Genomic DNA, 18,842 nt, shown 5'->3' on the forward strand with positions numbered 1-18,842 from the left:
GGAGCACCACCATGACCGCCACACCGTTCGTTCCCGTCGTGCAGTACAAGACCGAGGACCTCGACGGGTTCCAGATGTTCTACCGAGAGGCCGGCCCGGCCGATGGCCCGGTCGTCCTGCTCCTGCACGGCTTCCCGACCTCCTCCCACATGTTCCGCAACCTGATCCCGTTCCTCGCGGATCGGTTCCGCGTGATCGCCCCGGACCTGCCCGGCTACGGAAACAGCGCCGCACCCGATCGCGCCGAGTTCTCCTACACCTTCGACAACGCGGCGAAGTACGTGCAGAAGCTGCTGACGAAGCTCGGAGTGACCAGGTACGCCGTCAACGTCTTCGACTACGGCGCACCAACCGCCTGGCGCCTCGCCCTCGCGAACCCCGACGCGATCACGGCGCTCATCGTGCAGAACGGCAACGCCTACGACGAGGGCCTGGACAACGACTTCTGGGTGCCGATCAAGCGCTACTGGGCCGACAGCAGCCCGGAGAACCGGGATGCCCTCCGCGGCCTGGTCACCCTGGACGCCACGAAGTTCCAGTACACCGACGGGATGGCCCACGCCTCGCGCATCGCACCCGACAACTGGATCGTCGACCAGGCCCTGCTCGACCGACCCGGCAACGACGAGATCCAGCTCGACTACTTCCTCGACTACGGCACGAACCCAGCGCTCTACCCGCCGGTGCAGGAGTGGCTGCGCAAGACGCAGCCGCCCACCCTCATCGTGTGGGGCGCGAATGATGTGATCTTCCCTGCCGAGGGCGCGCACCCCTACAAGCGAGACCTGCAGGACATCGAATTCCACCTCTTCGACAGCGGGCACTTCCTGCTCGAGGACCGCGCCGACGAGGTCTTCCCGCTCATCCACGACTTCCTGACCCGCAAGCTCGGCTGACCAAGCTGGTCGTGGCCCGGTCGCGGTGTCCGGACTGGCCTTCGGTTACCGCGTGTTCAAGGAGCGGCCGAGGACGTCGGGCGAACGCGGCAAGGGCCTCGGCCGCGATCGAGGTGTCAGCCTGGTCGGCCCGGCCAGAGCAGCAAGAGGGCTCGTGGCTGAGTGCGTCGTGTCGTTCATGCGGCCACGCTCCAACGTTCACATCAGTGTCAATGCATACGCGATCGTCGTGCCCGGATCACAGCTGCGCGCGACACATGCACGTGTGGTCATCTCGCTATTAGACGATGCTTGGTGAAAACGATTACCGTTCCGGATCTCAGGAATGGAGTGGTTTCGTGAAGCATGGACAACGCACGATCATCGCAGCGGCGACCGCCGCCGCGCTCGTTCTTCTTGGCGGTTGTGGCTCGGGAGACGACGCCGCCGAGGGCGGCAGCAACGCCTCGTCCGGCGCCGGGCTCGCCGTGGTCGCCACCACCCCCGAGGTGGCCGACTTCGTCCGCACCGTTGGCGGCAGCGACGTCACCGTCACCCAGATCATCAAGCCGAACGTCGACCCGCACGACTACGAGCCCACCCCGGCCGACATCCAGGCGATCGGAAAGGCCGCCATCGTCGTCAAGAACGGTGTCGGCCTCGAGGAGTGGCTCGACCAGACCATCGAGTCGGCCGGCTTCAAGGGCACCGTCGTCGACTCCAGCCAGGGTGTCACCCTGCGCGAGGGTGGCCACGAGGAGGGCGAGGAAGGCCACGAGGAGGGCGAGGAAGGCCACGAGGAGGGCGAGGAGGCGCACGAGGGCGAGGAGCACGACCCGCACATCTGGCACAACCCGCTGAACGCCAAGACGATGGTCGCCAACATCGAGAAGGGCCTCGCTGCGGCCGACCCCGCGCACGCCACGGCCTTCGCCGAAAATCTGAAGAACTACACGGCCGAACTCGACAAGCTCGACGCCGACAACGAGGCCGCCTTCGCCCGGATCCCTGCCGATCAGCGCAAGCTCGTGACCAACCACGACGCCTTCGGCTACTACGTCGACCGGTACAAGCTGCAGTTCGTCGGCTCGGTCATCCCCAGCCTCGACACCTCCGCCGAGCTGAGCGCGAAGCAGCTCAACGAGCTGGTCGCGAAGATCAAGGCGACGGGTACGAAGGCCATCTTCGCGGAGACGTCGCTGCCGCCCAAGAGCGCCGAGGCGATCGCGAACCAGGCCGGCGTCAAGGTCATCGGCGGTGAGGACGCCCTCTACGGCGACAGCATCGGCGCCGAGGGCACGCCCCAGGGCACCTACCTCGGTGCTGAGCGGCACAACACCCAGGTCATCGTCTCGGCTCTGGGCGGCTGACATGGGCGATGTCGCGGTGGCCGACGCCGCCCTTCGCTATGCCGAGGTGAGCGTCGGCTACCACGGCACGCCCGTGCTCACCGATGTCAACCTCGACCTGGTCCCCGGGCAGCGCCTGGCCCTGATCGGGCCCAACGGCGCCGGCAAGTCCACGTTGATCAAGTCGATCCTCGGCCTGGTGCCGGTCCTCGCCGGCACGTCCACCGTGCTCGGGCGCACGCCGGCCCAGGCCCGGGCCCGCACAGGATATGTTCCGCAGACCGACTCCCTCGACGCCGACTTCCCGGTGACCGCTGGCCAGGTCGTCATGATGGGCCGCTACCGACGCATCGGCTGGTGGCGTCCCACCCGCAACGACGACCGACGGCGCGTCCACGAGGCGCTCGACCGCCTCGGCCTCGCCGACCACGCGAAGACACACTTCGGCGTGCTCTCCGGTGGCCAACGCCAGCGGGTGCTGCTCGCCCGCGCCATCGCCGCCGAGCCACGGCTGCTGCTGCTCGACGAGCCGTTCAACGGTGTCGACGCGGTGAGCCAGGAAGCCATCCTGTCCGTCCTGCGCGAACTCAGCGCGGCCGGGACCACCCTGGTGCTGAGCACCCACGACCTGACGGTCGCGCATGAGCTCGCCGACACGGTCTGCGTGCTCAACGGCCGGCAGTGGGCGGTCGGCCCGCCCGATGAGACGTTGACCGCCGATACGCTGCGCCGCGCGTACGGCGGACACGCCATCGAGTTGAGAGACGGCCGGACAGTGCTGGTGGAGCCGTGATCGAGCCGTTCACCGTACCGTTCATGGGGCGCGCCCTGGCCGAACTCGCGCTGCTCGCCCTCATCTGCGGACCGGTGAGTGTCTTCGTCTTCGCCCGCCGCCTGTCGTTCGTCTCCGACGCGTTGACGCACACCGTGTTTCCCGGCGTCGTCATCGGGTTCCTGGCCGGTGGAATCGAGGGCATCGTCGTCGGGGCGCTGGTCGCCGGCGTCGTGACCGCAGTGGTGCTGACCCTGCTCAGCCGAGGCGGGGCGCTGTCCGACGACGCGTCCACCGCCGTGGTGCTCACCGCCATGTTCTCGATCGGCGTGGTGCTCGTGTCGCGGCGCTCCTCGTACACCTCGGATCTGACGTCGTTCCTCTTCGGGCGCATCCTGACGGTGACGCCGCGCCAGATCGCGGAGACCGCCGTGCTGGCGGTCGTCATCCTCGGCCTGCTGCTGATCAGCGCCCGCGCCCTGATCTTCCGGACCCTCGACCCGGCCGGAGCGGCCGCCGCCGGCTTCCGGATCGCCTGGCTCGATCTGCTGCTCAACATCATCGTCGCGCTCGTCGTCGTCGCCGCGGTACGCGCCGTTGGCACCATCCTCGTGGTGGCGCTGCTCATCGTGCCGGCCGCGACTGCCCGCATGCTCACCACACGCCTGCCGCTGATGGCGATGATCGGCACCGGCCTCATCCTCGTCGCCGCATACGGCGGCCTGCTGGCCAGCTGGACCGCATCGGTCGACTACGGCATCTCGCTGACCTCGGCCTCCGCCGTCGTCCTGCTGCTCGTGCTCGCCTACCTGCTGCTGCTCCCACTGGGCGCGCTGCGCTCGAGGCGCAACCACGGGCGGATCGTCTCCGACGCAAGGAGGTCCCCGCATGAACTGGTGGGATGACGCGCTGCACCGGGCCACGGCCGAGGTGCTGCTCGCCGGCGCGCTCGCCGGACTCGTCGGCGTTCACGTCGTGCTCCGCCGGCTGTCCTTCTTCACCATGGCACTGACCCACGCCACGTTCCCCGGGGTGGTGGCCGCCGCCATCATCGGCGTCAACATCGTCGTCGGAGGCGTGGTCGCGGGCGCGATCGTCGCGCTGGGCGTCGCCGCGCTCAGCCGCCACCGAAGCCAGAACACGGCCGCGGCGACCGGCGTCATGCTCTCCGGCGGCTTCGCGCTCGGCGCCGGGCTCGTCGCCACCCAGAACGGCTTCAGCCGAGACCTGACATCGTTCCTCGTCGGATCGATCCTCACCGTCAGCCCGCAGGACCTCGTGACCACCGCGGTCGCGCTCGTCGTCGTCGCGGCCGTCCTGCTGGCCTGCGCCCGTCCACTGCGCTACACCGGCTTCGACCGGATCGGCGCGCAGGCGGCCGGCTTCGCCACCGGAGTCTGGGACGTCGTGCTGCTGCTCGCCATCCAGGTGGCGGTCGTGACGATCGTCCCCGCCATCGGCACGATCCTCGCCCTCGCTCTCATCGTCGCGCCGGCAGCGGCGGCGCGCCAGTGGTCGCACCGGCTGAGCATCATCACCGCCCTGGCCGTCACGTTCGGTGCCCTCAGCGGGCTCGGCGGCCTCTACGCGTCGAGCCGCTGGGACGTCGCCGCCGGCGCGAGCATCACCCTGACCGCCACCGCGATCCTGGCACTGTCGACAGTGCTGTCCCGCCTGATCAGATCTCGGTCCACGGCAGCCGCCCGCCTGCGCGCGTCCCCCGCATGAGCGCCGCACACCTCGACGAGACGGGGCGCGCACTGGACCGCGCAGTCGTCGTGCTGCGCGCCATGGCGTACGAGCACCGGATACAAATCCTGGTCGACAGCAGCCAGGTCCGGCGCGGCAAACCGGGCCCCGAGTGCTATCTGCGCGCCGCGCATCTTCTCAACACCACCGCAGCGAGTTGCCTGGTGATCGAGGACAGTCCCGCTGGCATCGAAGCAGCCCGGGTTGCCGGCATGACGCGCGCACTCGTGGGGCTGAGACCCCGGCATCACCGGAGTGTGCGGCCGACGAACTCGTCTGTGGCGGCGTCGATGGACAATCCGGTGCCGTGATCAGCTCCCAGAAGCGGTGGTCGCGGGCTGGCCCGCCCAGGCGGTCAGTGCGTTGGTGCGTTCGCGCGCCGGCTGGTCGTCGCGGCTGAGCCAGGCAATGTGGCCGTCGGGGCGAACGAGAATCTCGGTGACACCGGCCAGGGCCGGGTGCGCTCCGGCCGAGGCTGCCCCGAGGACGACGCGGTCGGCCCATCTGGCCACCTCACCCGTCGCCGGGCCGGCGCCGGTCAACGTGAGCAGCGCGAACGAGCCGCCGCGCAGTAGCTCGTAGACGCTGGTGTGCGAGGTCAGCGCGATGTCCGGCATGCGAGCGCCGATCAGTGGTTCCGCAGACGTGCCGTACCGGGTGTCGAGTGCCGACACCGCGTCGGCGATTCGCCGGTTGACGACGTCGATGCCGAGCAGATCGTCGATCAACGCGCGCAGAGCGGTCGCCGGCGATGTGTACTGTCCGACGAGCGTCAGTTCGAGCAGCAACGTCTGCACCTCGGTGTTGGCGGTGACGGCCGCACCGACCGGATGCCGCTCATCGTGGTACGTGTCGAGCAGTCCGTCCGGTGCCCACCCGTGCACTGCCGCGGCCAGCTTCCAGCCGAGGTTCGCCGCGTCCTGCAGCCCGGTGTTGAGACCTTGCCCGGCCGCCGGGAAATGGATGTGCGCGGCGTCGCCGGCCACCAGGACCCGGCCGGCCCGGTATCGCGCGGCGAGTCGGGTGGCGTTGCCGAACCGGGACAGCCAGCGGGGCTCGGCGACCCCGAAATCCGTTCCGCAGGACCGCAGCAGCGAGGCCCGGAACTCGTCGAGCGTCACCGGAATTGACGACGGCTCGCGCATCCGTTGCGGGTCGACGGCCACGAAGCGGGTCGTCCCGTCGCCGAGCGGGACGGCCAGCACCCCACCTGATTCGGCCCGGCCCAGGGCGGAGGAGTCGACGACGGCGAAGTCGCCGAGCATCCCGGTAAGGGTTTCATCGGTTCCGGGAAACTCGATCCCGGCTGCTTCCCGGACCACGCTGCGGCCGCCGTCGCAGCCGACGGCATACTTGGCGCGCAGCACGGTGCCGCCGACTGTGACGGCGACACCGCCGGTGTCCTGGGAAACCCCGGTTACCGCTGAACCACGCGAGATCGGCACGCCCAAGCTGAGCACCCACTCGGTCAGCAGCCGCTCGGTCTGCGCCTGGGCGAGGAACAGCGTGAACCCGTGCCGGCTGTCCAGCGCGGCGAAGTTCAGCCGTGTCGGCAGTCCCGCGAAATGCCATCCCGGCACGCGCTTGCCTTGCGACAGGAATGCGGCGGCCAGCCCGCGCTGGTCCAGCACCTCGACGCTACGCGGGTGCAAAGTGAGCGCCCGTGAATGGCGCTGTGGCGCATCGCGCCGCTCCACCACCCGGACGCGGACCCCGGCCAGCGCCAGTTCTCCAGCGAGCATCAGCCCGGTCGGGCCCGCTCCCACCACGATCACATCGGCATCCATCCGACAACCCCATCCCCACAATTAGTGAACGTCGTTCACGTGAACGCTGTTTACTATAGTGCTGACCATGGGCTCCGAGGCAACCCCCGAACCGAGATCAGGTCCGACCCGCGGTCGGCCACCCAGGCTCGACCGTGATCGCACCGTCGACGAGGCGCTGCGCCTGCTGGACGAGGGCGGACTGGAGGCGCTGACCATGCGCCGACTCGCCGATGCGCTGAACGCGCAGGCCGGAGCCCTCTACCGGTACTTCGCCACCAAACAGGACCTGCTCACCGCGATGGCCGACCGGATGCTCACCGGATGCGCAGACGTCGCCGACAGCCCGGACTGGGCGCAGACCGTCACGACTCTCGCCCACCAGCTGCGCGCCTCCCTGCTCTCCCACCGCGACGGCGCCCGCGTCTACGCCGGCACCCGTTCCACCGGGCCGAACACCCTCAGGTTCGCCGAGACCGCCGTCGCCGCGCTCATCAAGGCGGACTTCGCGCCCGACGACGCCGCACGCGCGATGTTCTCGATCGTGCACTTCACCATCGGGCACACCCTTGAGGAACAAGCGGCCGCCAGCGACCCGGCCGACTTCGCCCACCTGCGCAGGGCCCTGGATCCCGGGACCTATCCCGCGTTGACGGCCGCCGGCACGGCGCTGACCGATCCCAGCTTCGCCACCCACTTCGAATTCGGGCTCACGGCCCTGATCGGCGGCCTACGCGTCGGGCTCCGAAAATAGGCCGCGAACTCCTGGCCTGGGCGTGAGCGTGGTCGGCCGAGGCCGAGGTGACGGACCTTCCGGCAGGCTGCGGCTGACTCGGTGTGTCGTCATCGGCGGCTGGCCGCTGCGGCGACCTGATCCACGTCGACGTCAAACAACTCGACGGTCAGCACCATCGAGAGCGCGGCCCGACCCTGATTCACGCCCGACGCCCTGCCCCGGGCCCACCCGTAGCTGGGACACCAGGGCCACCGTGCCGCCTCAGCGATGTTCGCGGAGGCGGCACGGTGGCCGATAGTCGAGCGCGACGCCTACTCCTTCACGCCGATGTTGTCGATCGGGGGAGCGCTGAGCAGCCGTCGGACGGGCCACACAGTGGTTGCCAACGCCAGCAGTGTCGTGCCGCCGAGCACCGCCACCCAACCGAGCGGCGGGACGTACGGGATCGGGCTGCCGGTCAGTCCGTTGACGATCGCGCTCAGGGTCAGCGCCGCGATCGTCGCACCGATCAGCACCGCGGTGCCGAGCAGCCCGGCCTGTTCGGCCTGGACCATCCTCCGAATCTGACGGCGGGTGACCCCGACCAGTTGTAGCAACGCCAACTCGCGTCGGCGGGCCAGCGCGGCCATCACCATCGTGGTGGCCGCCGCCAGCGCCGCATACCCCACCATCACGCCGATCAGCAGCCGGTTCAGCCAGGCGCCGATCGCCAGATCGGTGCTGATCAGGCGCGTACGGGTGGCCGCGTCGAGAACCTGGGTGCCCGGTCGCCCAGCCGACCAGGTGGCCAACGCCGTGTCGGCCTCCGAACCGGCGCTGACCAGGACCTCGTCGTCGGTATCCCCGGCCGTGTGCCCGGCGACCGTGTCGGCGGCCAGCGTGACGTCGCCGAAGCCGAGGCCACGGCCGTAGATCGCGATGACGTCCAACGTGACAGGGGTGCCGTCGCCCAGCCAGAGTTCCGCCCGATCGCCGACGTCCCAGCCGGAAGTGGACGCCTGCATCGTAGACAGGGCGACAGTGCCCGCGCGCAGGTCGGCCAGGTTGCCCTCGCGCACGGCGAGGTCCATCGTCGACGTGATGCCCGCCGTGTCGACCGACTGCGCGCTGACCGGCTCGATTCCGCCGAGCGCCCGCACCAGCACCTGCGTTCGGTGCACACCGGTGGCCGCCCGCACCCCGGCCAACTCGCGGATCTCCCGCGCCGCGCCCGCCGGCAGCCCACCCGGAGCGACAAGCACCCGCTGGGCGAGGGTTCCCGCACTGCTCTGCGTGGTGGTCTGCCGTTCCAGGTTGGTCTGCAGGAACCAGACCGAGCCGCCGAACCCCACGGACAGCACGAGGGCGGTCAGGACGGTCGCCATGCCCTGCGCGTTGGCCCGCAGATTGGCCGCGGCCAGGTAGCCGCTGACCCGCCACATCCGCGGCAACAACGGTGTGAGCAGGCGTGCCGCGTACGCGTTGATCCTCGGTGCGAGCAGCGCCACCGCGATGACGAACAGGTACAGCATGCCGACCGCGCCGGCCAGTGCCCCGGTCGACCCGGCCGCACCGAGCGTGAACGCCCCGGAGGTGCCGGCAGCCGCCAGCGTCAGCACACCGGCGATCAGCCGCACCCGGCCGCTACGCCGAGGCTCGACAGCGATCTCGCCGAGCGCCTCGATCGGCTTGATCCCGGTGACCCGGCGTGCGGCGACCAACGCGGCGAGCACCGCCACGAGGACCGCCGTACCGACCGCGGCCGGCACCGCGAACAGGCCGTCGGCCATCGGGAAGCTGGCCGGCACGAACCCCCGCCCGACCAGCTCGCCGTGCACCCAGCGGGCCGCCAGTAGGCCGGCCGGGCCGCCGATCGCAGAGCCGATCAGGGCGAGCAGCGCGGCCTCGGCGACCAGCATGCGGCGCACCTGCCCCGGCGTGGCCGCGACCGCGCGTAGTAACGCCAGGTCACGCCGACGGTGCCGGACGGACAGCCCGATGGTGCCGGCCACCACGAAGACGATCAGCAGGACGACGTACCCCCCGAAAGCCGATCCGGCCTCGATCAGCAAGGTCTGGGCGGCCTGGTCCTCCGACTGCTCGACGTTGCCACGGTCTTTCCCGGCGTACGTCGTGGCGCCGGCCGCCGACGCGATCTCGCGTACCGCGCCGAGGTCGGCGCCGGGCAGCATCCGCACGCCTATCGCATCCACCCGGCCCGGGTGGGAGGACAACCGGGCGGCCTGCGCGTCGGTGAAGAACACCGCAGTCGAACCGGTCTCGGCGGTTCCGCTGACCCGGTACGACCGGCTGACCCCGCCGACGACCAGGTCGATGCGGTCGCCGGGTGCCACGCCGAACCGGGTGTCGACAAGCACCTCGTCGTCGGCCCGTGGCGCGGCACCCGCGGCGATGGGACGACCGGTGAAGGCGTACGTGTCCCAGCCGTGTCCCACGCCAGCGGGTGAACCGATCAGGACTCCTTCGTCGCCGGTGACAGCCGCGACGCCCGGCACCTGGCGGATCTGCTCCACCAGGGCCGCGTCCACAGTGCCGCCCTCGGGCAGCGCGACGGTGCTCGTGGTGGTGTCGCCGCCGAACTCTTTGAACGTGTGGCTGATCGTGCGGTTGGCGACGACCACGTCGGCCGCGGCCCAGAGCCGTGGCTCCGTGCGGAAACGCAGCCCGGACTCGACGAGGGTGCCCATCGCTACCAGGATCAGCACGCCGGCGATCAGGGCCAGCAGGGTGGCGGCGGCGGGGCCGGCGCGGTGCCGCAGCAGGCGGGCGGCGAGCCCGATCATCGGAGGACCCGCCGATCCAACGACGCCAGGTGCTCGGCGATACCGGTGGCTCCGAGCTGCGGAAGGTCGGCGACGATCGCACCGTCGGCCAACACGAGCACGCGGTCGGCGTACGACGCGGCGATCGGATCGTGGGTCACCATCACCACGGTCAGCCCGTGTTCGTCCACGACCGCGCGAAGCAGCGTCAGCACCTCCGCCGCGGTCCGCGAGTCGAGGGCGCCGGTGGGCTCGTCTGAGAAGATCACCTCGGGGCGGGTGGCCAGCGCCCGGGCGATCGCCACCCGCTGCTGCTGGCCGCCGGACAACGCTGCCGGCCGGTGGTGCAGTCGGTCGGTGAGGCCGACCCGCTCGACCACCTGGGTCAGCCAGGCCCGGTCCGGACGGACGCCGGCCAGGCGCAGGGGCAGCACGATGTTCTCCTCGACGGTGAGCGCGCCGATCAGGTTGAACGCCTGGAAGACGAACCCGATCCGGGTACGACGCAGCTCGGTCAGGCGGGTCTCGGACAGCCCCGACAGGTCGGTGCCTCCGATGACCACCCGACCGGAGGTGGGCCGGTCGAGACCGGCCGCGGTCTGCAGCAGCGTGCTCTTGCCGGAGCCCGAGGGCCCCATCACCGCGGTGAAGGTGCCCCGGTCGAACCCCGCATCGATGGCCGCAAGCGCAGTCACCTGGTTACGGCCGGCGCCGTACACCCGGGTGAGGTGTTCGACGCGTACCGCCGGTTCGATGGTCTGTCCCGGATAATCCGGCATTCTGGTGGCCTCTCTCCGTGTCATCGGCAAGAACTGCGCGCACCAGAAACGCTATTGACGTGGGAGAACGGCGACCATCCCGCGGGCTGCCAGGTCCGGGTACAGCAGGCGCTACCGTCGATCGCCGTTGAGGTAGCGCAGCACCGCGGTGACCCGGCGGTCGGCCTGGTCGTCCGGTGGAAGCTGAAGCTTCGAGAAGATGCTGCGGATGTGCTTGTGCACCGCTCCGTCGGTGACGAACAGCCGTTCGGCGATCGCGCTGTTGCCAAGCCCTTCGGCCATCAGCCCCAGCACCTCACGCTCACGCGGCGACAGCTCGCTCAGCGCCGTGTCCGTCCGGCGGTTGCGGGCGAGCAACTGCGCCACCACCTCCGGGTCGATCACGCTGCCGCCGTCCGCCACGCGGTGCAGCGCGGCGAGAAACTCCTCGACCCGGCCCACCCGCTCCTTCAACAGATACCCGAGCCCGGCGGCGCCGACCGAGAACAGGTCGGTGGCGAACGCCTGCTCCACGTACGCCGACAGGACCAGTACCGCGAGGCCGGGGCGGCGCCGCCGGGCCTCCACCGCGGCCACGATGCCCTCGTCGGTGTGGGTCGGCGGCATCCGTACGTCCACGATCGCGACGTCCGGCGCATGGTTGTCGACGGCGACCAGGAACTCGCCCGGAGTACCGGCCGTGGCGACCACGTCCAGATCCTCCGCCCGCAGCAGCAGAGCCAACCCCTCACGCAGCAGCGGGTCGTCCTCGGCGATCACGATCCGCATGGCAGCTCCACGTCCATTCTCGTCGGCCCTCCCGGAGGGCTCGTCAGTGTCATCCGGCCGTCGTACGCGTCGACACGCCGGCGGATACCGGTGAGCCCAGAGCCACGTGTCTCGTCCGCGTCGCCGTGCCCGTCGTCCTCAATGGACACCAGTAGCCGGCCGCGCTCGCGGCGCACCGCCACGTCCACCTGGCTCGCGCCGCTGTGCCGGACGACGTTGGTCAGCGCCTCGGCCACCACGAAGTACGCGGTGGCCTCGACCGAGGCCGCGCACCGCACCGCCACGTCCACCTCGAGTCGGCAGGGCACCACGCAGCTGCCGGCCAGGCCCGCCAGCGCGCCGGCGAGACCCCGGTCGTCCAGCACGGGCGGCAGGATCCCGCGCACCACCGTACGCAGCTCGCCGAGCGCCTGTTCCGCAGCGTCCTGTGCCTGCCCGAGGATCTCGTCGGCGCGGTCCGGATTGCGGCGCACGGCCCGCCGCGCGGCACCCAGCAACACGTTGACGGCGACCAACCGGTTCTGGGTGCCGTCGTGCAGCGACCGCTCGATCCGGCGCAGTTCGACAGCGTGGGCGTCCAGCGCCGCAGCGCGGGTGGCGGTCAGCTCGGCCACCCGCAGCGACAGGTCGACACCCGGCGGCGGAGGCAGCAGCAACCGGCCCGGCCATGCCTGGAGACGGGCCAGGACCGGGCTGAACCAGATCGCGGCGGCCAGCCAGCCCACCCCGAGCAACCCGACCGCGAGTGCCTCGGACAATCCGTCGACGCGCCACCAGATGATCCCCGGTGCGCCGGCGTCGGCAGGGATCAGCCGGTAATACAGCGGGAACGTGACGTACTGCACGGCAGAGAGTGGCAGCACGAGGCCGAGCAGCCCGGTCACCAGGCCGATGAACGAGTACAGCGCGACCCAGCCGAGCTCCCGGCGTACGAAGGGATCGCGCGTCGCCGTCCGCAACCCGGCCGGCACCGGCCCCGGCGTGGGGATCGGCGCGCCCCAGCGGGACAGCCGGGCACGCTCGCGGTCGGCTACCGAGCGCACCGCCCGCAACGCACCGGGCGCCGCCAGCAGCCCCACCCCGGCCAGGCAGGTCACCGCCACGGTCGCCGCCCAGAGCAGCGCGCCCAGCGCCAGCGTGGCGGTGCCCAGCCCTCCGACGAGGTGCTCCAAAGCGTCGACCACGGCGCGAACCCGGCCCCGCACGTACGCCATCGACCCACCTCCCCCGCCAACATAGGCCACCGTCGGCCCCGTCCGGCAACGCCCGGCGCGGAAGGTACAGCCTGCTGTACCACTGTCGTCGAGCTGGCGGGATCGTCCCCGCCGCACCGCCCGCCTAGCGTTGACGGAGTCGAGGAACGTTCGCCGAAGGAGGTAGTCATGACCGATCCGTACCGCATCGCCGAGGCCACGGTCGACGCACCGAAGAAGCCGGGCGGCGGCCTGCTACGCCCGCTGCTGTGGCTGGTGCTCTTCGTCAGCGCCGCGGCCAACGTGGTGCTGTCGACCGCGGCGGACAACCAGTGGATCAGCTCGGCCTTCGGCCTGGTGGCGGTGCTCAGCGCGGTCGCGCTGATCGTCCACCACCGCCGTAACCGCGCGCGAGAGTCGTAGGGACACGAACTCACCCCCGTCGCGCTCGATCACCCTCGCGGGGCCGGCGCCACGAGCGCCGGCCCCGCTGTGGTCGACCTGCTCAGGCGCGGTAGAAGGAGCACTGGAAGGCCATGTCGTCCACCCGCACGGCACCGCTGCCACCGAGCAGGGAGACCCGGACGAACACCTGGCTCGGACCGTTCGCGTAGCTGGCCACGTCATGCCGCCGCCAGACGGTGTCGGTGATCCGGACGGTGCGCAGCGCGAGGTAGGTCCAGCTCGCCGGATCGATCACCTCGACGTTGAGCACGGCCGGCCCGCTGACCGCCCGGACGAAGAACCCGCCGCCGCAGGTGGTGGAGTGCCCGGCGGTACGTGGCCCCACGGTGAGCAGCTTGCCCACCCCGGACCAGCCACCTGTCGAGGTCGTGAGAATGGCGTTGTTCCAACCGGACCGGGCCGTTCCGGTACCCAGCTCGTAGGCTCCGCTTCCGGCCCCGGAGCGGTGGAACTCCCACACCGCTGCCGGATTCCCCTCGAACCCGTCGGTGTGCGTCCAGAGGTCCGCCTGGGCGGGGCCGACGGCCACGGTCAGGGCCACCGCCGTCGCCGTGACGGCCGCGGCGGTGAGGCGTGCGGCTCTGGTGAATGCGGTTCTCATCCCTGTCTCCTTCGCTCGTCGCCGCTCGTCACGGCGCGCCGTAGATGACGACCTGGTACGCGTTGATCGCCTCACCCACCGGCTGATGCCAGGTGCGCGGCGTGGAGTTGCACTGGCTGCCGTTCCGATTGGCGTGCGAGTTCAGCCCGTACGCCGTGTTGGTGGCGAAGAGCGGCCCACCGCTGTCGCCGCCGAGGGTGCAGATGTTGGTCTCGACCATCTGGCGTACGGTGCCGCCCGTGCCATTGACCGTCACGTTGGTCCTGAGCACGGAGCCGCACCTGAACCCGGTGGTCCTGCCCGAGTTGCAGACCGACAGCCCGCTCACGGCCGTCGCCCAACCGTGGATGCTGCGGCTCGTGTTGTTCCACAGGTTGATGGTGCCGGTCGCCCAGACCGACGAACCGTTCATCCAGATGAGGCCGTAGTCGTTCTCCGGATAGTTGCTCTCCAGCGACGGTCCGACGTCCTGGCCGTTGGGCAGTGTCCAGTGCGGGTAGCCCTGCGTGCAGTGGCCGGCCGTGATGATGTAGTTGAAGGTGTAGTCGGTGGCGGTGAAGCCGACCGAGCAGCCGCCCAACGAGTCCCCGCTGGAGATCCCGACGTTCGGCTGGATCTGGCCGGCGCTGGTCTCGAAACGGACCGCCGCGCCGAACTTGCGCGCCGCCGAGCTTTGCACGGCGTTCTTCGCCCCCGACGCCGGCAGGCTCACCACCACCTGGTTGGTCTTCGGGTCCACCCCCCAGGTCGTGTTGGGTTCACTCGGCGTGGCCTCCAACGCCCGCTGGATTTTCTGGAGTTGCCGTTCGCCGCGAGCGACGAGGCGGGCCTTCGCGCCAGTGGCGGTCACCTTCGCGGCAGCCGCGGCGTCGGTGACCGTGACGACGAGGCTGCCGTCGGACAGGTACGCGCCGCCCGAGCTGGCACCCAGCTCGGTGGTCAACCGGTTGCCGAGTCGCACATTGGCGTTCTCGGCACTGATCAGCTTCTCGGCGGCATCGCGGCTGATGCCCCGCTGCTCGGCGATCGCCTCGGCCATGTCCGCCGCCCCGTCCGCCTGGGCCCTTCCGGCGACGCCGCCGGCGGGAGCCAGGGCTGCCCGGCCATCGGTGCGGGCCGGATCCGCCGCGCCTCCGGGCCGGGCCGGTTGATCGACGGGCCCAGCCGCTGCGGCCGCCGGGACGAAGGCCACCGACGCCACGACGGCGAGTGCCATTGCGAGCAGGGACCTGCGGCTTGGTCTTGTCGTACGCGGGTGGCTGACAACACGTTCTGACATTCACCGCTCCGATCACGAGGGGACTGGTCGGCCAGGTCAGGAACCGGACGGCCCGGACCAGACGGCAATCCTCGCAATCGGGAGGGGGCCGCGAGTGAGATGTTGGACGCGGCTGGACACGGCTGGACACCTGGCTCCGGAGGCGCTGGGCGATCCAGGGGGCAGTCACATCGGGGCTGAGGTCGGTAGGGTGCCGGCCATCCCTTGATGTCGTCCTCGGCATGCCCCACGTGAGATCCAACGATTCGAAGGAAGGTCGGCATGAGCAGCCCACGCGAGACTTTCCTCCGACTGGTGAACGGTGTCTGCGACGGTCCGTACGAAGACTTGGCCGACCTGTACGCCGAACAAACCCACGTCACGCATCCGTTCCATCCGCTCAACCCGCCGCCGCTGCGTAGCCGCAGCGAACTGCACGAGCACTTCACCGCGTCGCCTCCGGTTGCCCGGACGCTGAACCGTAAGCCGGTCGACGTGCGGATTCATGAGACCGCGGACCCGGAGGTGATTGTCGCCGAGTTTGCCTATCAGGGGCGGGTCGCCGAGACCGGTGAGGCATTCACGGTGCCCTGCGTCTTCGTGATGCGTATCCGCGATGGGCTCATCATTGAGTCCCGGGACTACGTCGACCACGTCGCCAGCGCGCGGGCCTGGGGTCAACTCGACAGCCTCTTGACAGCACTCCGTCCGCAGGAAAGCACCACCATCGAGGGCGCAGCCCGACCCTGATTCACGCCCGGCGCCTGCGCACCCTGCCTGCGGCTCCACGTTCCCGCAGGTCAGGGGCGGTGCGGCGGCCTCAGTGAATTCCTTCGCTGAGGCCGGGAGCATTCCGACACCCACGGGTGGGGCTCGTCGTCAGATGAAGGGCCGGTCACTATCTGGTCGGAGTCGGGACGCGTCGGATCCGGTCTCCGGTCCAGGCCGCTTCGAGGATCGCGGTCAGGCTGGCGGTGTCGGTCGGGCCTGGATGGTTCTGGATCAAGCGGGTGACGCCACTGGCCATCTCCGCGAAGCGCGGGAGGTCGGCGCGTGCCACGCCGATGTCCGCCAAGGTGCGGGGGATGCCGATGTCGGTAAGGAGCCCGTCGAGCCAGGCGAGGAACGTGTCTGCGGCCTCGGCATCCGAGGCGTCGGCCACGTCGAGCCCGCACACCTTGGCGAGGATGGCCAACCGGTCGCTGATGGCATCCCTGGCCGCGTCCAGGGCGTAGGGCAGTAGCAGCCCGACGCCCAGGCCGTGCGGTGTGTGCGTGGCTGCGCCGATGGGGTACTGGAGAGCGTGCGGGGCCGCATTGCCCGCGTGGGAAAACGCGAGCCCGGCGAGCATGGACCCATAGGACATGTCCGCCCGCGCAATCGTGTCGCCTCCGTCCCTGACAGCACGACGCAAGCTACGGGCGATCCGCTCCGCGGCCAGGAGCGCGTAGTGGTCGGTGATCGGGTTGCGGCCGAGGAACACCTGCTCCACCGGGTCGCGCGGTCCGTGGGCCCGGGGTCGCGCGGTGTAGCTCTCCACAGCGTGACATAACGCGTCGATGCCGGAGTGGGCGGTGACGGTCGGAGGGCAGGTGTAGGTGAGTTCGGGGTCGACGATGGCGAAGTCGGGCACGATGTGGACGCTGGAAACCCCCACCTTCAGCTCGCGGTCCGGGTCGGTCAGCACCGAGACGGGTGTGAGTTCGGAGCCGGTGCCTGACGTCGTCGGGACCGCGACGAGAGGAATCGTCGGCCCCGGCACCTTCGACTCGCCGTAGTAGTCGCGCGGCGTCCCACCGTGGCGCCGGATGACGCCGACGATTTTGGCGAGGTCGATCACCGTGCCACCCCCGATGGCGAGGATCACGTTGGCGTCCACCTCGGCGGCGACCGAGACGGCCAGGGCGACATCGGTGAGTGGCACGTCGGGAGTCGCGTCGGAGAACACCGCGACGACCTCGACCTTTTCCCGTACGGCGGCAACGATGTCGGCCACGCCCGGCTGCCCCAGAAGAACCTGGTCGGTCACGATGAGGACTCGGGAGCCACTCTCGGCCACCACTCGTGGGATGTTCTGCGCGACCCCTTCGCCCACGATCAGCTGGCGTGGTCCGCGGACGGTCTCAAGCATGTCAGTGCCTCTCCGGAACGTCGGCGGCGATGTGCTGGGCGGACGTCCAGGTCACCTGCGAGACCGGGACGGCGTCGGCAGGGTTGGCGGCCCGGGTGGCGCGGGCGCGCGCGGCGGGCGCCCGGCGCAGCAGGCCGGTCACGGTAGGTCGATCGCCACGTAGGTGAGGTCGAGGTACTCAAGGATGCCCTCGTGCGACCCCTCCTTGCCGATCCCGGACTGCTTCACGCCTCCGAACGGAGCTGACGGGTCCGATATCAAACCACGGTTGATGCCGAGCATCCCGGTATCCAGCCCCTCGGCGAACCGGAGCGCCCGCTGGAGGTCACGGGTGAAGACGTATCCGGCCAGGCCGTGCTCGGTGTCATTGGCCTTCGCCATCACCTCGTCGTCGGACGTGAACGAGATGATCGGCGCCACCGGGCCGAAGATCTCCGCCTCCAGCATCCGTGCGTCGTCGGGCACGTCGACGATGACAGTGGGCGGGTAGAAGTGGCCCGGCCCATCCGGACGCTCGCCGCCCACCACGACCCGGGCGCCGCGATCGACCGCGTCGGCGACGAGCTCGTCGATCTTGGCGACCGAGGCCTCGTCGATCAGCGCTCCGACGTTCACGCCGTCGTCGAGACCATGGCCCACCGACAGTGCGCCCATCCGCTCGGCGAAGCGTGCCGTGAACTCCTCGCGCACCGGCTCCTCGACGTAGATCCGGTTGGCCGCGATGCAGGACTCGCCGATGTTGCGCATCTTGGCCACCATGGCACCGTCGAGCGCGACGTCCAGGTCAGCGTCGGCACACACGATCAAGGCCGCGTTGCCGCCCAGTTCCATGGAGGTGCGCAGCACGTTGTCCGCGGCCTGTCGTAGCAGCACGCGCCCGACCTCGGTCGACCCGGTGAACGAGAGCTTGCGGGTCCTACCGTCGGCCAGCAGCGCGGAGACCACCTTCCCGGAACGCTTGGTGGTCACCACGTTGACGACGCCCGGGGGAACGCCGACCTCCTCCATGATGCGGGCCAGCAACAGCATGGTGAGTGGCGTCTGGCCTGCCGGCTTGGTGATCGTCGTGCAGCCCGCGGCCAGTGCAGGAGCGATCTTGCGGGCACCCATGGCCAACGGAAAGTTCCAGGGCGTCACGAAGACGCACGGTCCGACCGGCTTCGGCACGGTGAGGATGCGATATCCACCTGCGGGAGCGATGCTGAAGCGACCCTCGACGCGCACCGCCTCCTCGGCGAACCAACGGAAGAACTCGGCGCCGTACGCCACTTCCCCCCGAGCCTCGGCGAGCGGCTTGCCCATCTCGAGCGTTATCAGCCGGGCGATGTCCTCGGATCGCTCGGTAAGCGCCCGGTACGTCGCGGTCAACAACTCCGACCGTTTCCGCGGCGGGGTCGCCGCCCACTCCGCCATTGCCCTGTTCGCCGCGTCCAGAGCGGCGAGCCCGTCAGCGGCGTCGGCGTCCGCCACCTCGGCGATGGTCTTGCCGGTGGCCGGGTCCTCGACGGCGAAGGTGGCTCCGCTCGCGGCGTCGCGCCAGGCGTCGCCGATCCGGAGTCGCCGGTGCTCGGGGGCCAGGACGTTCATCGGGTCACTCATTGCGTCGCCTCCTGTGATCTTCCTGGTGATGTCCGGCGT

General features: G+C 70.2%; 19 protein-coding genes. 9 read left to right on the top strand and 10 right to left on the bottom strand.

The window, feature by feature from the left end; all coding sequences use genetic code 11:
• The first annotated feature begins 11 nt into the window (after window positions 1-11).
• From IW248_RS04265 to IW248_RS33400, 6 genes are all read left to right on the top strand, one after another.
• Window positions 12-896 (top strand): alpha/beta fold hydrolase, encoded by an 885-nt coding sequence (locus IW248_RS04265; RefSeq protein WP_196925749.1) that lies wholly within the window; start codon window positions 12-14, stop codon window positions 894-896.
• Between the two features lie 338 nt (window positions 897-1,234).
• A complete protein-coding gene (locus IW248_RS04270) occupies window positions 1,235-2,245 on the top strand; it encodes a metal ABC transporter substrate-binding protein (protein WP_307787717.1) in 1,011 nt (336 codons plus the stop codon).
• A 1-nt stretch (window position 2,246) separates the two neighbouring features.
• A complete protein-coding gene (locus tag IW248_RS04275; protein ID WP_196925751.1) occupies window positions 2,247-3,017 on the top strand; it encodes a metal ABC transporter ATP-binding protein in 771 nt (256 codons plus the stop codon).
• A complete protein-coding gene (locus IW248_RS04280) occupies window positions 3,014-3,901 on the top strand; it encodes a metal ABC transporter permease (protein WP_196925752.1) in 888 nt (295 codons plus the stop codon). Before IW248_RS04275 ends, IW248_RS04280 begins: the two co-directional genes overlap by 4 nt.
• Window positions 3,885-4,724, top strand: coding sequence for a metal ABC transporter permease (locus tag IW248_RS04285; protein ID WP_196925753.1), 840 nt, complete (start codon window positions 3,885-3,887; stop codon window positions 4,722-4,724). The genes IW248_RS04280 and IW248_RS04285 overlap by 17 nt, the downstream gene beginning before the upstream one ends.
• A complete protein-coding gene (locus tag IW248_RS33400; protein ID WP_196925754.1) occupies window positions 4,721-5,056 on the top strand; it encodes an HAD family hydrolase in 336 nt (111 codons plus the stop codon). Before IW248_RS04285 ends, IW248_RS33400 begins: the two co-directional genes overlap by 4 nt.
• Here the strand turns inward: IW248_RS33400 and IW248_RS04295 are convergent, their stop codons facing one another.
• The gene (locus IW248_RS04295) at window positions 5,057-6,532 is read right to left on the bottom strand and encodes an FAD-dependent monooxygenase (protein WP_196925755.1); all 1,476 of its coding nucleotides are present in this window, start codon (window positions 6,530-6,532) and stop codon (window positions 5,057-5,059) included.
• Between the two features lie 67 nt (window positions 6,533-6,599).
• Here IW248_RS04295 and IW248_RS04300 point away from each other — a divergent pair, with 67 nt between their 5' ends.
• On the top strand, window positions 6,600-7,265 hold the full coding sequence (locus IW248_RS04300) for a TetR/AcrR family transcriptional regulator (RefSeq protein WP_196925756.1): 666 nt from the start codon (window positions 6,600-6,602) through the stop codon (window positions 7,263-7,265).
• Window positions 7,266-7,558: 293 nt separating this feature from the next.
• Here IW248_RS04300 and IW248_RS04305 read toward each other — a convergent pair whose 3' ends face one another.
• The 4 genes from IW248_RS04305 to IW248_RS04320 all read right to left on the bottom strand — a co-directional run bounded on the left by IW248_RS04305 (window position 7,559) and on the right by IW248_RS04320 (window position 12,770).
• On the bottom strand, window positions 7,559-10,030 hold the full coding sequence (locus tag IW248_RS04305; protein ID WP_196925757.1) for an ABC transporter permease: 2,472 nt from the start codon (window positions 10,028-10,030) through the stop codon (window positions 7,559-7,561).
• The gene (locus IW248_RS04310; RefSeq protein ID WP_196925758.1) at window positions 10,027-10,788 is read right to left on the bottom strand and encodes an ABC transporter ATP-binding protein; all 762 of its coding nucleotides are present in this window, start codon (window positions 10,786-10,788) and stop codon (window positions 10,027-10,029) included. Before IW248_RS04310 ends, IW248_RS04305 begins: the two co-directional genes overlap by 4 nt.
• 111 nt (window positions 10,789-10,899) lie before the next feature.
• A complete protein-coding gene (locus IW248_RS04315; protein WP_196925759.1) occupies window positions 10,900-11,556 on the bottom strand; it encodes a response regulator transcription factor in 657 nt (218 codons plus the stop codon).
• Window positions 11,544-12,770, bottom strand: coding sequence for a sensor histidine kinase (locus IW248_RS04320; protein WP_196925760.1), 1,227 nt, complete (start codon window positions 12,768-12,770; stop codon window positions 11,544-11,546). The genes IW248_RS04315 and IW248_RS04320 overlap by 13 nt, the downstream gene beginning before the upstream one ends.
• 168 nt (window positions 12,771-12,938) lie before the next feature.
• Here IW248_RS04320 and IW248_RS04325 point away from each other — a divergent pair, with 168 nt between their 5' ends.
• Window positions 12,939-13,172, top strand: coding sequence for a hypothetical protein (locus tag IW248_RS04325; RefSeq protein WP_196925761.1), 234 nt, complete (start codon window positions 12,939-12,941; stop codon window positions 13,170-13,172).
• An 82-nt stretch (window positions 13,173-13,254) separates the two neighbouring features.
• On the opposite strand, the gene IW248_RS04330 is transcribed toward IW248_RS04325, so the two are convergent.
• The gene (locus IW248_RS04330; RefSeq protein ID WP_124820787.1) at window positions 13,255-13,815 is read right to left on the bottom strand and encodes a hypothetical protein; all 561 of its coding nucleotides are present in this window, start codon (window positions 13,813-13,815) and stop codon (window positions 13,255-13,257) included.
• A gap of 28 nt (window positions 13,816-13,843) precedes the next feature.
• Entirely contained in the window at window positions 13,844-15,031 is a 1,188-nt protein-coding gene (locus IW248_RS04335; RefSeq protein ID WP_196925762.1) for a S1 family peptidase, read from the bottom strand.
• A 324-nt stretch (window positions 15,032-15,355) separates the two neighbouring features.
• Here IW248_RS04335 and IW248_RS04340 point away from each other — a divergent pair, with 324 nt between their 5' ends.
• Window positions 15,356-15,823: a nuclear transport factor 2 family protein gene (locus tag IW248_RS04340; protein WP_196925763.1), complete on the top strand. Its 468-nt coding sequence runs from the start codon at window positions 15,356-15,358 to the stop codon at window positions 15,821-15,823.
• Window positions 15,824-15,971: 148 nt separating this feature from the next.
• Here the strand turns inward: IW248_RS04340 and IW248_RS04345 are convergent, their stop codons facing one another.
• From IW248_RS04345 to IW248_RS04355, 3 genes are read right to left on the bottom strand one after another with little or no spacing between them, the layout of a single operon-like run.
• The gene (locus IW248_RS04345) at window positions 15,972-17,204 is read right to left on the bottom strand and encodes an iron-containing alcohol dehydrogenase (protein WP_196925764.1); all 1,233 of its coding nucleotides are present in this window, start codon (window positions 17,202-17,204) and stop codon (window positions 15,972-15,974) included.
• Window position 17,205: 1 nt separating this feature from the next.
• Window positions 17,206-17,346: a hypothetical protein gene (locus tag IW248_RS04350; RefSeq protein ID WP_167493053.1), complete on the bottom strand. Its 141-nt coding sequence runs from the start codon at window positions 17,344-17,346 to the stop codon at window positions 17,206-17,208.
• Complete coding sequence (locus IW248_RS04355; RefSeq protein ID WP_196925765.1) at window positions 17,343-18,803, bottom strand: NAD-dependent succinate-semialdehyde dehydrogenase; 1,461 nt, start codon at window positions 18,801-18,803, stop codon at window positions 17,343-17,345. The genes IW248_RS04350 and IW248_RS04355 overlap by 4 nt, the downstream gene beginning before the upstream one ends.
• Window positions 18,804-18,842: the final 39 nt, after the last annotated feature.

Origin of the sequence: Micromonospora ureilytica (assembly GCF_015751765.1) — a bacterium.
GTDB lineage: Bacteria > Actinomycetota > Actinomycetes > Mycobacteriales > Micromonosporaceae > Micromonospora > Micromonospora ureilytica.